Raw genomic sequence first — 17,127 nt, forward strand, 5'->3', positions numbered from 1 at the left:
GAAATCCCGCTGAAATCCGACAAGAGGCGCCTAGCGGATCTGCCGCCGCCTGTCAGTCCGTAACCTTCCGGGGTCTTCCGGGCCCGCGCGGCTGCTAGCTTCCGAACCCGCTCGACCGATCGCCGCTGACCGCTCGACCGATCAACCGCTCACCCGCTGACTCGTTCGTCCGCTCGTCCGCACGGCCCCGACCATCCACCCCACGCACCCCGGGACCGCCCCCGGGAGGAGGACTCGTGCTTCCACGGTTTTCCCGACGCGCGCTGACCTGGGCGCTCGCAGCGGCGACCGCCCTGCTGGCACCGACGCTGACGCCCCTGTCCCCGGCCACCGCCGCCGCCTCCACGACCGCCGCCACCGCCGCCTGTCCGGCCGCCGGTTTCGTCTCCCAGCACTTCCACAGCGGCCACAACGGCGTCGACATCGCCAACAAGGTCGGCACGCCGATCTACGCCGTGGGCGACGGCGAGGTGACCATCTCCGGTTACGACAACACCGGTTACGGGCAGTGGATCCGGGTCCTGCACCCCGACGGGCGGATCTCCGAGTACGGCCATATGAGCCGGCGGGACGTCTCCGTCGGCGACCGGGTGGCGGCCGGGCAGCAGATCGCCCTGATGGGTTCCGAGGGGCAGTCCACCGGCCCCCACCTCCATCTGCGGATCTGGTCCGACCGCTCCACGTCCCGGGGGATCGACCCCGAGGTCCATCTCGCGGAGCGCGGCATCGTGCTGCCCTGCACCCCGGGGAGCGGGCCGCGCCCCAAGCCGCTGGTGTATCCGGCGGAGTCGGGCCGGGTGGTGTCGGCGCGGTCGGCGGACGGGCGGCTGGAGCTGTTCGCCGCCGCGGCCGACGGCATCCACCACGCCTGGCAGCGCCGGGCCAACGGCGACTGGTCGGAGTGGGAGGCGCTCGGCGGCCCCCGCAACGCCGAACTGGCCATCGCGCCGAACGCCGACGGCCGGCTGGAGCTGTTCGCCCTCAGCGGCACCACCTTCGAGCACCGCTGGCAGGTGAGCCCGTCCGGAGGCTGGTCGGGCTGGCAGAACTTCGGGGGCGGCGGCCGGGACACCGCGGCCGGGGTCAACGCCGACGGCCGGATCGAGGTGTACGCCTCCGGCCCGGCCGGGCTCTTCCACCGCTACCAACTCGCCCCGAACGGAGGCTGGTCGGGGTGGGAGTCCACGGGTGGCGGCCCCGCCGACAGCCGGGTCGAGATGGGGAAGGCGCCCGACGGCCGGCTGGAGGTCTTCGCGCTCAACGGCCAGGTATTCCAGCATCGTTACCAGACGGCTCCCAACGGCGGCTGGTCCCCGTGGACCGGATTCGGTGAGGGAGGACATGATCTGACGATCGATCACAATGCGGACGGGCGCCTGGAGGTCTTCGCCTCCGGACCGGTCGGCGTCTTCCACAAGTACCAGACGGGCCGTACGAGTTGGTCCGGCTGGGAGGCCACGGGCGGACCCGCGGACGCGCAGCTCACCAGCGAGCGCACCCCGGACGGGCGCGTCGAGGTCTTCGCCATGAACGGCACCACCGCCATGCACAGCTGGCAGACCGCCGTGAACGCCCCCTACAGCGCATGGGCCACCTTCGGCACCGGTGGCACCGAGGTCACGGCCGCGACCAACGCCGACGGCCGGATCGAGGTCTTCGGCACCAGCCACGCCGGTACGTACCACAAGTGGCAGACCGGGTTCGCCACCTGGTCCGAGTGGCTCTGGCTCAACAACTCCTCCGGCCCGGCCGTCGGTTGACCTCGCCCAAGGAAGCCATGCCCCCGATCAGCAGACGGAGCCTGCTGCGCGGCGCGGCCGGTGCCGGTGCCCTCCCCCTCCTGGGCGCCGGCCCGGCCGCGGCCACCGCGGCCTCCGGGAACGTCCCGCCGCCCCACCGGGTCGGCGCGGGCCCCTTCCGCCATGTCCACGACCCCTCCACCGCCGCCACCGGCCCGCGCTATCTCAACGACCACACGCTCATCCGGGCGCACGGCCGGTGGCACCTGTTCAGCATCGTCGGGAACAGCGCGCCGCGCGGCGAATCCCCGGACAGCGCGGCCGAGGTCTCCTTCGCCCACGCCTCCGCCCCGGGCCCGTACGGACCGTGGACCAGCCACCCCGACGCGCTCACCGTCGACCCCTCGTACTTCGGCGAGGAGCACCTCTGGGCGCCGCACGTCATCGAGGCGGACGGCCGTTTCTGGATGTTCTACGCGGCGGGTGGCGCGGACGGCACGGGCAGTGGAGGCGGCACAGGTGGTGCGGGCGGCGGCGCGGCGATCAACGTGGCCACGTCGGCCGACCTGTTCACCTGGACCCGCGCACCCTCCGGCCCGCTCTTCCGGGGCCGCGCGGCACGCGACCCGATGGTGCTGCGGGTGGGCGGCGAGTGGGTCATGTACTACACGGAGGTCTCCGGAACGGGTGGCGGCGGCCCGGGCCACGGAGGCGGCCATCACATCGTGGCGTACCGGCGTTCCACCGATCTGCTGCACTGGAGCGAACCGGGGGTCGCGTTCACCGACGCGAGCACGGAGACGACGGTCTCGGTCACCGAGTCGCCGTACGTCGTCGGACGGGACGGCTGGTACTACCTGTTCATCGGCCCGCGCAACGGCTACGAGGGCACGGACGTCCTGGCCTCCCGCGACCCGTTCCGTTTCGAACTCTCCGGCTGGACCGGGCATGTCGCCGGACACGCGGTGGAGGTGGTCCGGGACGGGGATGAGTGGTACGCGAGCGCCGCGGGCTGGTTCCGGAACGGGCTGTATGTGGCGCCCCTCTCCTGGCAGGCCACGCCCACGCCGTGGCAGAGCCCCGACAACCCGGTGGCCGCTCTCGACGTGACCGGCCGGCTGACCGTGTTCGCCCTCGACGCCGCCGACCGCGCGATGCTGCGGCGCGTCCAGCTCGACCCGCACACGGACAACTGGTCGGAGTGGGAGCGCTTCGGCGGACCGGCCGGCGCCGTCCCCACGCTCGGGCGCACCACCGACGGCAGGCTGGAGGTGTTCTCGCTCGCGCCGGGCGGCGTCAACCTGCACCACCGGGTGCAGCGGCCGGACGGCGGCTGGTACGGCTGGGAGGAGTTCGGCGGACCGGCCGACGCGGCCCCCGCCGTCGCGCGTGACGCCCACGGCCGGCTGGAGGTCTTCGCCCCGAGCCCCGGCGGCAGCTCGGTCGCGCGGCGGCGGCAGCGGTCGGCCGGGGCCCTCGCCTGGGACCCGTGGGAGCCCGGGTTCGGCGGTCCGGTGGGCGCGCCCCCGGTGGTCGGGGCGAACGCGGACGGCCGCCTGGAGGTGTTCGCCCTGGCCCCCGGCGGCGCGGGCATCGCCCACCGCTGGCAGGAGGCCCCCGGGGGCGGCTGGTCGGCGTGGCACCCGTTCGGTACGGCGGCGGGGGCGGCGCCCCGGGTGGCCGGGGACGGCAGCGGGCGGCTCACGGTCACCGCGATCGGGCCGTCGGGCCTGGGGACCTTCACCCGGCGGCAGACCGTGGCGAGCGGCGGCTGGGGCGAGTGGCAGCCGCTGTTCGGCTGGAGCGCGGCGGCCCCGGTACTCGCGGTGAACGCGGACGGCCGGCTGGAGGCGTTCTCCCTCTCCCCCGGCGGGGCCCGCCTGAGCCACCGCTGGCAGACCGCGCCCGGCGGGGACGTCCACCCCGGCGGGGAGTTCGGGGAGCCCGGCATCCGGCTGGTCGCCACCCCCACGGCGGCGCTCGACGCCACCGGCCGGCTGCATGTCTTCGCCGTCACGGTGGCGGGCCGGATCCGGCGGCGCGTCCAGACCCGGCCGAGCGGCGGGTGGCACCCCTGGACGGCTTTCGGGGACCGTGCGGTGGCACCGGTCGTCGCGGGCACCCCCGCACTCTGACGGAAGGACCGCCAGGCCACGGAGCGCGGCCGTCACGGCCCTGACGAACTCGCAGGCCACGGAGGCGCGGCTCTCACGGCCCTCACGAACCCGCAGGCCACGGACGGCGAACAGCGAACCGCGCAAATCCCGCCAAGTGGCGCGTCCCCCTCGCGCCTCGGTGACGTTCCCCACTGACCCTGGTCCAGAACGGGGCATCCGTGACGCCGGACGGCGATTTCCGGCAATGTGGCCGAAGTGCACCGGTGACCTCCCCGCCCGGATGAGTATCGTTCCGCTCGTCCGACACGTGACACGGGGGGCGGGGGGAGCGGTGAGCGGCGTAGTCGTCCATCTACCGCGGGGAAACGGCGGGACGGGTGGTGGGGCCGTCGGGGGTGAACCGCACGGTGACGCGGTGACGTTACGGCTGGGTCCGGGCGAGGTCGCCCGCTTCGGACGGGGTTCCGCGACGGTCCCCGTGGAACTGCGCCTGGACGACCCGGCGATCTCCCGGCTCGCCGGGGAGATCCGGGTGACCGACGACCACTGGCAGCTGACGAACCACAGCACCACCCACAGCTATCTGGTGGAGAACCCGGAGGGCGCGGGCGAGTATCTGAGGGTGCCGCCGCGCCGGGTGGGGGCGCCGATCCCGTTCGAGTTCGCACGCGTGGTGCTGCCGACGCGGGGTGAAGTGACCGTCTCCTTCCAGGTGTTCGCGCCCGACCACCTCTATCTGGACCCGGACGCGATGGGCGGGCCCCGGGGCACGAGCACGGTGACCGCCTACTCGCTGAACGAGACGGCGACGTACTTCCTGGTCCTGGTCGCCCTCTGCGAGCCGCGCCTGCGCGACCAGTCGCGGGTGGCCGTGCCGACCACGCCCCAGATCGTCGAACGGCTGAGGGGGCACCCCGCCGGTGCCGAGCTGACAGCACGCGCGGTCAGCTCGCACATCGACTACCTCGCGGAGGAGAAGCTGCGCATCGGCGCCCCGGACCCGCACGACCCGGGCAAGGGCGACCGCCGCAACGGCAAGCGGGAGGAGGTCGTGGGTCTGGCGCTGCGTTTCGGGCTCGTACGGGAGGAGCATCTCGCGCTGCTGCCACCCCTGGCGGGGGCCGGCGGGCGGGAGCGGCAGGCCGCACGGTGAGCCCGCCGGACGACGACCGGGCCGAGCAGCTCCCGCCCGGCTACCGGGTCGGCGGCTGGGCGGTCACGCACCTGATCGGCTCCGGCGGCTGGTCCACGGTGTACGCGGCACGCCGGGCGGACACCCTTCCGGACGGATCGCCCGGCCCCGCCGAGGCAGCGCTCAAGATCATGCCGACAGCCGGTCTCGCCCCGCGCCAGGCCCACCGGATCGCGGAGTCCGCCCGCCGCGAGGTGGAGCTCGGGCGCAGGGCGGGGCACCCCCGGCTGATCGGCCTCCTGGACTCCTTCGTCCTCACCTCTCCACCCGGCCGCCCCTCGCTGGAGGGTGCGATGGTGCTGGTGATGGAACGGGCCGCCGGAAGCCTGCGGGAGCTGATCGAGGCGGGGGTCCCCGAGGCCGACCGGGGGCGGCTGATCGCGGGCATCTGCGAGGGGCTGGCCCAGCTGCACCGGTCGGGCTGGGTCCACGCCGACCTCAAGCCGGAGAACGTCCTGCTGGGCGCGGACGGTTCGGTGAAGCTGTCGGACTTCGGGCTCGCCACCGAGCTGACGGGAACGCACGGGCACGTTCCGCCGCTGGGCACCCTGGACTACTTCCCGCCCGAGCGCTGGCGGGCGCCGCTGGGCGAACTCGGCGTACGGGTCCGGCCGACGGCGGACATCTGGGCGCTGGGCATCGTGATCCACGAGCTGTACGCGTCCGGCGCCTCACCGTTCCCCGGGGCCACTCCCATGGCCCGGGGCGCGGCGGTCCAGGAGTACGGCCAGGGCCGGGCGCCGCTGCGCATGGACCACGCCGTACCGCCGTTCTGGCGCGCCCTGGCCGCAGACTGCCTGGCCCCCACCCACGAGGCCCGGGCCCCGCACACCGCCGCGTCCCTGCTCGCCCGTATCACCGCGCACCAGGGCGCCGCCGCCCCGGGCCCGCCCCGCCTGGCCGACCGGGCCCGCGCCGCGTTCCTGGCCACGGCCCTGTGCGGCATCGCGGGCGCCACCCTGGCCTCGGACACCCTGCGGGCTCCCTCCCCCGCGGCCCCCGCCACGGTCCGGGTCTACAACGCGGAACGGGCCTGCCGCGAACAGCCCGACCGCCGCCCAGGCTGCAGCCTGGGCCTGGCGATCGACCCGACGCGCCCCTACACGGCGGAGAACGTCGTGCCGACGCGGGTCTGGCACGACGACGTCCTCACCACGGACTGTCAGATCCCGCACGGCGAACTGATCATCGACGAGGAGGACCACCGCTCCACCAACTGGTTCCGCGTCCACCTCCCGGCCGACTCCGGGCTCCCCGTAACCGGGCTCCCGGCCCGCTCCGAACTCCCCGTGTCCGAGCCCTCGGCCCGCTCCGAGCCTCCTGTGGCCTGGCTCCCGGCCGTACGGACACGGGAGCGGGCAGCGGTGCCGCACTGCTTCTAGCTCTCTTCGGCCGCTCCCTTCTCTTGTGGATTGGTATGGACCAATGCCATCCTGCTGCTGACTCGGGTCACCATCCCAACTCACCCCATTCGGGATGGTGTTGCCGAAAGTTTCCGCAACAGCCCCCACAGCCGCACCCGTACGAGAGCGAGCACCCATGTCCACTGCCCGGCGCCGCATCGCCCTGGCCTCCGTCGTATCCGCCGCGACCCTCATCTCCCTGGCGCCCTCCCCCGCGAGCGCGCACGGCTCCGTCTTCGGCCCGGTCAGCCGGGTGAGCGCCTGCTTCGCCGAAGGCCCGGAGACGCCGAAGTCCCAGGTCTGCAAGGACCTGGTGGCCGATTCGGGGACCCAGCCGCTCTACGACTGGAACGAGGTGAACATCGCCAACGCGGACGGCAGACATCAGGAGATCATCCCCGACGGGAAGCTCTGCTCCGCCAACCGCGAGAAGTACCGCGCCCTGGACTGGGCCCGCACCGACTGGCCCGCCACCACCGTGGCCGCGGGCTCCTACGACTTCAACGTACGCGTCACCGCACCCCACCTGGGCACGATGACGATGTACATCACCAAGGAGGGCTTCGACCCGACGCAGCCGCTGAAGTGGTCGGACCTGGACCCGACCCCGGTGGGCAGCTACGCCACGCCCCGTACCAGCGACAACGGCTACTACCACTTCACCGGCGCCCTCCCCGAGCGCACAGGCCGCCACATCGTCTACAAGGTCTGGCAGCGCCACGACAGCCCCGAGGCGTTCTACGGCTGTTCGGACGTCGTCTTCGGCACGGCGGCCCCCACCGCGGCCAAGGCCAAGGCCCCGACCGAGACCAAGATCGACGCGGGCACGGCCCACTCGACCGTCAGCCACCACGGCCACGGCGGCGACGAACAGCCGCCCGCACTGGTCTCCGCCACCTCCTCCCAGCCCGCCGGCTCCCCGCTGACGAATGCCCTGACCTGGGCGGCGGGCGCCGCCCTGTTCGCGGTAGGGGTCCTCTTCTTCGGCCGCAACCGCCGCAGGACGAGCTGAATCACGGCGCCGCCCCGACGCCCTGACACCTTGCTGCCCTGACAGCCGGGGGCGGGTGTCAGGGCGGCGATCGGGGCCGACCGTCCGGAGACGTCGGCCCACAGGAGCAGCCGACCGGGCAGGAGATCGCCGGGGCCGACGCCAAGAACCCGTCCTACCAGCGCTCGGCGGGGGGAGGCCGGGGCCGAGCGGGCTGCCCGGCAGGGAGCCGTGTCCGGCCCGCAGCCCGTACAGCGCGATGGCGATGACGCGGTGGCGGGCGTTGGCCGCCGCCTCGGCCAGATCGGTCCTGCCTGCGTCTCGAACTGCTCGACCAGCGACGACTTGCCCAACTGCTCGACGAGCAGGGAGACGTCCACGATTGTGGCGTCCGCCCGCAGCACCCCGGCCTCATGGGCCCGGTCCACCAGAGCCCGTGCCAGTTCGTCGGACCTGGTGAACCGGACGCCCGCGAACGGCTACTCCACGGCTACCACACCGAAGGGCTCGACATCGCCTCCCACGAGGTACTGGAGAAGCTGGGGGTCGATGCAGGGTTGGAGCCGTCGGCGCTCCGCCGGATGCTGGAGGGCACGGAGTTCACGGAGAACGTACGCGCGGACGAACGGTCGGCGTGGAAGCGCGGCGTCAGGGGCGTGCCCACGCTGGTCCCGGACGGCGGACCGCCGGCCTCCGTCATCCAGGATCCGGGCGTCCTGGACCGGCTGCTGACTCTCCGGTCCCATGCCTGGCGCCACGGCGGCAGGGCCCCGACGGGGCTCAGCCCTGACAGACCCGGAATCCCACGCCCAGGACGGTCCGGATCCACCCGCTCTGCCGCAGCTTGCTCCGTATCGAGCTGACGTGGGTGCCGATCGTCCGGCTCGCCTGCGCGCTGAGCCCCTCCCCTGCGGGATGCCCCGAGGTCGGTCATCAGCCACGAACTGAGCTGTACTGAGATTTGTGGAGTCCCTGATGCCAGGGTTACGGTCCTGGCGAAGGAGATCCACCAGCACCATGGCAGCACCCCGTAAATATCCGGACGAACTGCGCGAGCGCGCGATTCGCGAGGTCCGCACCACCGGCCGCCCGATCGCGCACGTCGCGAAGGACCTGGGCATCCACAAGGAGGCCTTGCGCGGCTGGGTCCGCCAGGCCGAGGCCGACCGCGGCGAGCGGGACGACCGGCTCACCACCGCAGAGCTCGACGAGCTCAAGCAACTCCGTAAAGAAGTAGCGGAGCTGCGGCGGGCGAACGAGATCCTGAAAGCCGCCTCGGTGTTTTTTGCCCAGGAGATCGACCGTCCCCGGACGAGGCCGAGCAGGTGATCGACCACCTGCGTGGACACGGCCTCGGGGTCGATCCCGTCTGCCGGGTGCTGGACCTGTCTCCGTCGACGTACTTCGCCCGCAAGAAGCGGCCGAAGTCGGCCCGTCGGCTCCGCGACGAGCAGCTCATGCCTCTGATCGAGGAGGTCCACGCGGACTCGGGCGGCACCTATGGCGCCCGCCGGATCACGCGGGCCCTGGGCCGCCGGGGCGTCGAGGTGGCCCGCTGCACGGTCGAGCGGCTGATGGCCGAGCTGGGCCTGGAGGGCGTCATCCGTGGCCGGCGCCGCCGCACCACGGTCCCGGAGCCGTCGGCGCCGCGTCCGCCGGACCTGGTCGACCGCGACTTCACCGCCTCGCGGCCCGATCAGCTGTGGGTCGCGGACATGACCTATGTCCGCACCTGGTCGGGATGGATGTATGTGGCATTCGTCCTGGACGTGTACTCGCGGATGATCGTCGGCTGGCAGGTCGCGAACCACATGCGGACCGAACTCCCTCTGGACGCCCTGGAGATGGCGCTCTGGCGGCGTCGGATCAAGAAGGACTCCGGACTGATCCACCACAGCGATCGCGGGTCGCAATACGTGTCAATTCGGTATACCGACCGGCTCGCGGACATCGGCGCCTCCGCCTCCGTCGGGTCGGTCGCGGACTCGTATGACAACGCGATGGCCGAGGCGCTGAACGGGACCTTCAAGGCCGAGCTGATCGAGATGCAGGGTCCTTGGAAGGACGTCGAGCAGGTCGAGCGGGCGATCTTCCAGTGGGTCACCTGGTACAACGAGGAACGTCTGCACTCCGCGCTCGACTACGTGCCGCCGGCCGAGCACGAGGAAGCCTTCTGGCGCAGCCAGGAGCAAACCCCGCAGTCCGCCTGAACCAATCAAGATCGGACTCTACGAAACTCGGGGCAGCTCACCTCCGAACAGAAACCAAGGCTTGGCCGGCTGCCCTCCGGGTGTTCAACTACCGCCTCCAGGGCATAACGGCACGTTCACGCCAATCGCCCATCAAGGGGCGGCTGGCTGACCCCGCGACCAGGGAACACGCCGGGCACCGTTCGGTGCGGCAGATCGGGATCCAGCCCCATACGCCGCCGCGCGTTAGTTCGGTCCACTTTCGGATCAAGCATTACCCCGACTTTGTTCACGACTTACTCATGGGTGATGCACTGTGCGCACACAGGCGCGAAGACTCCTCACAACACTCCTGGCTCTGGCTCTCCTGGCCGTCGCAGGGGTCATCCCCTCCTGGGCATCTCCCGGAGGCCAACAGACCTCCATACCCCCATCGGCTGCCCTACGGACGGCCGCGGCGAGAACCGCGGCGGACCTCCCGAAGCCGCCCAAGGCCATGACGCTGGCCGAGAGACGCCAGCAGGTGAAGCGGGACCGGGGCGAGCTGTCGCCCATGCACAACTACATCGACCCGCGCGCAGAAAAGCCGTCCGGCACACCGCACCCCCGTCCCACCGAGCCAGCCGACCGAGGCCCGGCCGCCAACAGATCGGCAACTCCGTTCGGCACACAGGCAACAGGGAATCCCCCATGGGTCAGCGCGTACGCCACTGCTTACCCGGCGATGTTGTCGATCGGCGGGCAACTGCAGTTACCGACGGGCACGACGGCTTCCTCGGTATCCGGGATGTGGCTCTATGTCCGCGACGAGGCCGGGAACTTCGTCCTCCAGCAGGAGATCAAGCGCTCCACCGGTGACCCTTCGGGCCGCTATCTCGACAACGGTGCCTGGTGCTACGGATGGTGGCCGGGCAACGCCTACCCCGCCGACCAGTGCTTCTGGTGGAGCGGCAGCACACTCGGGGGGCATCTCGAGGACGGCAAGAAGTACTACGCCTGGATCTTCCTCACCGGCACCGACGGGTCGTCGAGTCCGGGCGGAACCACCTCCCCCCTGGTGGAAGCCTTCTACACGCCCGACATTCCCGGAGCGCAGGCAGGCATCTGCACCTGCTACGCGCAGGCCCACCGTGCCGACCCGGTCAACACGGCGACCGGCATGTTCTTCGAACAGCTCACCGACGCCTCCCTGGTCGGCCCAGGTGTGCCTCTCGCCCTGGAACGCACGTACCGTTCCGACTCGACCACAGCGGGCCTGCTGGGACGCGGCTGGGCGACACCGTTCGACTCGAAGCTCACGGTCGCGACAGGGAAGGTCACCTACCGGGCGGACGACGGGGCGTCGATCGTCTTCACGCAGAACAGCGACGGAACGTACAAAGCCCCGGCCGGGTCGGCGGCCAAACTGGTCAAGGGCACCAGTGCCTTCACCCTGATCACGCCTGACCACACCAAGCGGACCTTCACCAGCGGTGGTCAGCTCGTTTCCGTCGTGGACAAGGCAGGGAAGGGGCTGAACCTGACGTACGCGTCCGGCAAGCTCGCCTCCGTCAAGGACGCCGCCGGACGCACGACGACCTTCACGGCCGGCGCGGACGGGCTGCTGACCAAGGTGGCCCTGCCGGACACGAGGTCGGTGTCCTACGGCTACACCGGCGGTCTGCTGACCTCGGTGACCGACCCGGCGAGGAAAACCTCTTCCTACACGTACGGCACCGACAAGCGGCTGTCTTCCTACACCGACCCCGCAGGCGGCAAGGTCAGCAACCTCTACGACCCGACCGGCCGGATCAGATCCCAGACCGACCAGAACGGCAAGACGACCACGTTCACCTGGGACGGCAGCCGCGAGTCGCACACCACGGCGCCCGACGGCGGCGTGTGGACCGACGTGTACTCCGGCAACGTCCTCATGTCGACCATCGACCCGTACGGCAAGAGCATCACCTACGACTACGACCGCAATCTGCGGCCCGTGTCCATCACCGACCAGCGCGGCAACACCACGTCGATGACGTACGACAGCGCCGGTCGCATGCTCACCCGGAGTTCACCTGCCAGCCTTGGCTACAAAGAGGTATGGACCTACGACACGTCGGGCAACATCACCAGCCACACTGACGGCCGCGGCAACAAGACGACGTACGCGTACAACACGTCCAACCAGCTGACGACCACCACCGACCCCCTCGGCGGCACCACCGCCTACACGTACACGACGCTCGGCGCCATCCAGACGGTGAAGACGCCGCGGGGCAAGGTCACCACCTACGGCTACGACACAGCCGGTAACCGGACCTCGGTGGCCACACCCCTGGGTGAGAAGGCGACGTTCACCTACGACGCGGCCGGGCGGATCCTGACCAGGACGGACCCGCGCGGCAACGCCACCGGCGCCGACGCCACCGCCTACATGACGACGTACGCCTACGACGGGCGAGGTCTGCTCAGCTCGGCCACCGACCCGCTGGGCCGCACCACGACCTACACCTACAACGGTGCAGAGCAGCTCCTCACCGCGAGGAACCCCGAGGGCGAGACCACGGCGTTCGCCTACGACGATGCCGGGCACCTGATCCGGACGACGGACGCGGCGGGGGAGTTCGTCACCCGCACCTACAGCGCCGCCGGACACCTCGCCTCCGAGACGGACGCCGCCGGCAACAAGACCACCTACACCTACGACAAAGTAGGACGCCTGCTCACCAGCGTCTCCCCGCGCGGCAACGTCACAGGCAACGACCCGGCCGCATATACGACGAGCTACGCCTACGACGCCGCAGGCAACACCACCAAGGTCACCGGACCCACCGGCGCGTTCACCACCACGACCTACGACGCGATCAACCGGCCGCTGGTGAACACCGACCAGCTCGGACACACCACCGGCTACACGTACGACGCCAACGACAACGTCACCAAGGTCACCGACGCGGCAGGCAAGACGACTCTTTCTGTCTACGACAAGAACAATCGGCTCACCAGCAGCACCAACCAGCTGAGCAAGACCAGCACCTACACCTACGACGCCGACGGGCATCTGCTCAGCAGCACTTCGCCCCTGGGCAACAAGGAGAGCTGGACCTACGACGATGACGGCCGCCGAGCCACGGCCGTCGACCCGCGAGGCAACGTCACCGGAGCCTCCCCCGCCCAGTACACCACCACCTACGACTACGACCCGTCGGGCAACCCGACCGCCGTCACCGGCCCACTCGGCAACGTGACAAGAACCGAGTACGACGCCATCGGGAAAGTCATCCGGAGAACGGACGCCGACCAGCGTGCCACCACCTACCGCTACGACAAGCTCGACCGGCTGACCACCGTCACCGCCCCCGGCGGCGCGGCCACCACCTACGGCTACGACTCGGTCGGCAACGTCGCCAGCCGGACCGACGCCAACAATCACGTCACCACCTACGGTTACGACGCGGCGCACCGCCTGACGTCGGTCACCGACCCGCTGGACCGGGTGACGACGTACGCGTACGACGCGGACAGCAATCCGGTCAAGGTGACGACGCCCCGCGGCACCACCACCCGGACGTACGACGTCCGCGGCCTGGTCACCAAGATCGACTACTCGGATGCCACGCCGGACGTCACCCTCGGCTACGACGACGCCGGGCGCATGACCGCCCGCGCCAACGCGAAGATCTCCGAGGACTTCGTCTACAACGCGGTCGGCGACCTCACCAAGACCCGCGGCTTCGCCTACACCTACGACGCCGCCGGGCAGATGCTCACCCGTAAATACTCCGACGGCAACACCATCGGCTACACCTACGACAACGACGGCCGCACCGCCACGATGACGGCCGACGGCACCACCACCTACACCTCCGACGCGGCAGGCAACCTCACCAAGACGGCACTGCCCAACACGGAGACCGAGGAACGCACCTACGACCGAGCGGGCCGCGTCACCGCCGTCACCTCCACCAAGGCGGGCACGACGGTCACCAAGACCGCCCTCACCCTGTCGGCAGCGGGCCTGCCCACCCGCGTCGACGTCACCCGTGCCGGAGTCGGCACCGGCGGCTACGACCAGACCTACGACACCGCGGGCCGCCTCACCTCCGGCTGCTACCCCCAGCCCTGGGTAACCGGCTGCCCCGCCACCCGCACCACGTCCTACACCTACGACAAGGTCGGCAACCGCCTGACCTCCACCCTCGGTGCCACGTCCACCAGCTACGCCTACGACGACGCCGACCAGCTCACCTCCACCACCACCGGGACCACCACCACCGCATACGCATACGACGCGGAAGGCAACCAGACCAAGGCCGGCGCCGACACCCTCACCTACGACCTGGCCGGACAGATCTCCGCCGCCACCGTCGCAGGCGCCAACTACACCTACGACCACGACGCCAGCGGCAACCAGGTCGCCACCCTCAAGGACGGCGCGGTCACCAGCCGCACCCAGTGGGACCCCAACGCACCCCTGCCGATCCTCGCCACCGAGTACGACAGCGCCTGGGCCGTCAAGCAGTCCTACCGCTACGACCCCCTCGGCCAGCCCGCCGCCACCAAAACCGGCACGGGCGCGGTCTTCTACTACCACCACGACACCCAGGGCTCCCCGCTCGCCGTCACCAGCAGCACCGGCACCCTCCACCAGCGCTGGGCCTACGACCCCTACGGCACCCGGGTCCTGGGCACCGTCACCGCAGGCGCACCCTCAAGCACCCCCACCTACACCGGCGCCCGCTACGAAACCACCACCGGCAACATCGACCTCCACGCCCGCCAGTACAACCCCGCTACCGGCCGCTTCAACAGCACCGATCCGGTGACCCGCAGCACCTCAAGCCACCATGTTTCCCCGTACGCATACGCCGATAACGTACCCACCCTCCTGACCGACCCGAGCGGCCGTACCCCCGAAGACCCGAACGACAGCGTCGACGGCATCGGCGACGTACTGGGCATCTTCGGGAACGCCTTCGCCGACGTCGTCAAGTCACCCTTCGTGTTCCTCGGTGACGCACAGGACGCCTTCACCGGCGAGAACGGCGGCGCCGGCGCCTTCCTCGACAAGTACCTCCCCGTCCGCCCCGCCTACCGCCTCTACCGCGCCGAATACATGCTCCGCCAACAAGGCTGCGACGCACTCGCCGACCTCTACGCCGAAGCAGCCGACGAACTCACCCAACAAGTGGCCCTCGTCGGGGTCGGCGGCCTCACCGGCTGGAGGCGACAAGCGGTCGAGCCCGAGACCTCGACCCTGGGCGCCGAAGGGCTGAGTAGTCGTCCCGCCATTATGGGGGCCAGGACGGCCACAGAGCTAAGGAACTCTCCAGGCGCTGTAACAGGTGGCGGGCGTCTGTCCGATATATCTGGTGGGTGGCTGAAGGGAACCCATGGAAGTACGGGGAAAGTCCCGGGACAGATCGGCCGACAGCTGCAGGGGAAATCCTTCAAGACATTCGGGGATTTTCGCGAGGCTTTCTGGAAGGCTGTTGCCAGTGACTCAGGTTTGGCAACAGGTTTCAGTAAATCAAACAGGACACGTATGGCTGCCGGCAGGGCACCATTTGTGGCGAACCAGCAAGCCGTGGGAAGGAATAACAAGTACGTCCTCCACCACGTAAAACCGATTCAGCATGGCGGCGGCGTCTACGATCTGGACAACCTGGTGGTTGTAACGCCCCGGTATCATGCAGAGATACTGGACCCCAACTATCATCAGTGAGGTGTGATGGGCGCGCGTGACCATACCCGCGATCAGCTCGTCGAGCTTGTTCGCACAATCATGGCGCAACACGGGACGGAGGAGGAAGTCGATAGGCTCGTGGAGATTCTCGAAGCGAGCGTTCCTCATCCTCGTGTACTCAATCTCATCTACCATCCCGACATGGAAGGTTTTGCGGATGGCTTGACGGCAGAAGAGGTTGTGGACACCGCCTTGTCCTATACCCCTTTCGCTCTGTAAGGAGAAATGCGGGGTTCGGATCCCCGGCAGCAGGTCGACGTATGCCGCCAGCGTCAAGGCCGCTGACAACAAAGCCTCCGGGGCCGATCTGCCCCGGAGGCCGTTCCTTGTTCTGGCTCAGTTCAGCGCGGATCCACCAGCTTCATTGTGGTGTGATCGGTTCAGGGTCATGCAGGGCGTGTCGGGGCTGCACTAACAGAACTCCGAGGTGAGTCGGTTCGCGCTTCCTCAGCCGATTCTTGGGGCTCGCAGAGAATCAACATGTTGGTTTGATCTTTGTGGGGCTGCTGTTGGCGAGGAACGCGGCGACGTCAGCGGGTGTCCCGAACCTCAAGGCTTCGGCGTAGTTGCGTGACGCCCGTTTTGTGATCATGCGAGGCCGGGGAGTGCGAGCGGGCGGCGAGGGTCACGGGCGTTGTGGCGAAGACCTGCCGCGATGTTCTTCGCTCCGGTTGCCCGGAGTGCCCCGATAGCGAGGTTGCGCCAGGTGGCCATCGCGCGGGGCGCGTTGCCGGTCCGCAGTTGGGAGGCGTCCTCAGCGAAGGTGGTGTCACGGACGTGGTGCAGGGCTTCAATCGTCCAGTGGTCGCGGACGAGTCGGGCGAGCTGGGCCGGAGTGGCCTGCTCGGCGGTCAGGCTGGTGACGGCGTAGACCGTCTTGACGGTGGTCTTGCCGGTCTTGCGGTCGGTGCGCCGGCGCTTGATCTGGACGGCCTGGCGGGCTCCGGGGAAGAGGAGGCTGTTCACGGTGGCGGCCTTGATCCGGCGGATCTCGGAGCGGCCGCGGCCGGTTGCCCGGGTGCGGCCCTGAAGCGGGATGTCCTTCCAGGGAAGGGACTTGAGCCGTCGGCGCAGCTTCTTCTGGTTGCCCTTGACGATCACGATGTAGTGGGCGGCCCGGTCGAGGAGGTAGTCGGCGTGCTCGCGCTGGGTGTGCATGGCGTCGCTGGTCACGACGACTCCTGCCAGGTCGGCGAGGGTGTCCAGCAGTGGCTGGAAGCAGGTGATCTCGTTCGTCTTCTCGCCGACGTCCATCTGGGCCAGGACCAAGCCGGTGGCGTGTTCCAGTGCGGCGAGCAGGTGGATCTTGCGGCCGTTCGCTTTTGCCGCGCCGCGCAGGCTTTTGCCGTCCACTGCCAGGCCACGCAGCCCGGTCGCCTTCGGGAGACGGTCGGCGAGCCAACGTCCGACTGCCCGGTCCAGAGCGTCGCCGTCGACGCGGGCCAGCAGCCGGCGGACCGTGCTCTCGGCGGGCAGCACCCGCACGGGCAGGAGCGGATCGGGGTTCGCACCGACCTGTTCCAGCACATGCCCAGGGGCATCGGTGATCCATTCGCCGACCGCCAGCAGCGAGGTCGCTCCGGCCAGCACCGCGCACGCGGTGAGAGCGAGCACGACGGCCAGGCGGTGGCGCACCCCGCGTGGGTCACGCGGGTCCGGCACCTCGGCCAGCCGTTCCAGCAGGCCCGGGAGCTCCTCGGGTCCGACCTGCGGATTCTCGCGCAGTTGGTCAAGGGCAGGCGGGATCAGAGATGATGCGTCGGCAGGCACG

The 17,127-nt window shown here is 70.1% G+C and carries 9 protein-coding genes and 1 pseudogene; 9 read left to right on the forward strand and 1 reads right to left on the reverse strand.

The genetic code is table 11. The features are described from left to right. The first annotated feature begins 236 nt into the window (after positions 1-236). The 9 genes from DJ476_RS06435 (at position 237) to DJ476_RS06485 (ending at position 15,575) form a co-directional block, all read left to right on the forward strand. Positions 237-1,760 (forward strand): peptidoglycan DD-metalloendopeptidase family protein, encoded by a 1,524-nt coding sequence (locus DJ476_RS06435; protein WP_112490070.1) that lies wholly within the window; start codon positions 237-239, stop codon positions 1,758-1,760. A gap of 17 nt (positions 1,761-1,777) precedes the next feature. Then, on the forward strand, positions 1,778-3,874 hold the full coding sequence (locus DJ476_RS06440) for a family 43 glycosylhydrolase (RefSeq protein WP_112490071.1): 2,097 nt from the start codon (positions 1,778-1,780) through the stop codon (positions 3,872-3,874). 313 nt (positions 3,875-4,187) lie between these two features. Then, entirely contained in the window at positions 4,188-5,009 is an 822-nt protein-coding gene (locus DJ476_RS06445; protein ID WP_208853476.1) for an FHA domain-containing protein, read from the forward strand. Further along, on the forward strand, positions 5,006-6,430 hold the full coding sequence (locus tag DJ476_RS06450; protein WP_112490073.1) for a serine/threonine-protein kinase: 1,425 nt from the start codon (positions 5,006-5,008) through the stop codon (positions 6,428-6,430). The genes DJ476_RS06445 and DJ476_RS06450 overlap by 4 nt, the downstream gene beginning before the upstream one ends. A 157-nt stretch (positions 6,431-6,587) precedes the next feature. Beyond that, complete coding sequence (locus DJ476_RS06455; RefSeq protein WP_112490074.1) at positions 6,588-7,463, forward strand: lytic polysaccharide monooxygenase auxiliary activity family 9 protein; 876 nt, start codon at positions 6,588-6,590, stop codon at positions 7,461-7,463. Positions 7,464-7,855: 392 nt separating this feature from the next. Continuing rightward, the gene (locus tag DJ476_RS36005; RefSeq protein WP_404827469.1) at positions 7,856-8,305 is read left to right on the forward strand and encodes a DsbA family protein; all 450 of its coding nucleotides are present in this window, start codon (positions 7,856-7,858) and stop codon (positions 8,303-8,305) included. 154 nt (positions 8,306-8,459) lie between these two features. Further along, positions 8,460-9,652, forward strand: a protein-coding gene (locus DJ476_RS06475) for an IS3 family transposase (protein WP_112489517.1) whose coding sequence is annotated in 2 segments (ribosomal slippage) — positions 8,460-8,724 and positions 8,724-9,652 — 1,194 coding nt in all. Because the reading frame shifts where the segments join, the coding sequence is not laid out codon by codon here. Between the two features lie 475 nt (positions 9,653-10,127). Continuing rightward, entirely contained in the window at positions 10,128-15,335 is a 5,208-nt protein-coding gene (locus DJ476_RS06480) for a DUF6531 domain-containing protein (protein WP_318294419.1), read from the forward strand. Positions 15,336-15,341: 6 nt separating this feature from the next. Beyond that, the gene (locus DJ476_RS06485; RefSeq protein WP_103419647.1) at positions 15,342-15,575 is read left to right on the forward strand and encodes a bacteriocin immunity protein; all 234 of its coding nucleotides are present in this window, start codon (positions 15,342-15,344) and stop codon (positions 15,573-15,575) included. Between the two features lie 528 nt (positions 15,576-16,103). On the opposite strand, the pseudogene DJ476_RS06490 reads toward DJ476_RS06485, so the two are convergent. Then, positions 16,104-17,126: pseudogene (locus tag DJ476_RS06490) on the reverse strand (ISAs1 family transposase); the annotation flags it as partial. Position 17,127 lies beyond the last annotated feature (1 nt).

The organism is Streptomyces bacillaris (assembly GCF_003268675.1).
Classification (GTDB): Bacteria; Actinomycetota; Actinomycetes; order Streptomycetales; family Streptomycetaceae; genus Streptomyces; species Streptomyces bacillaris.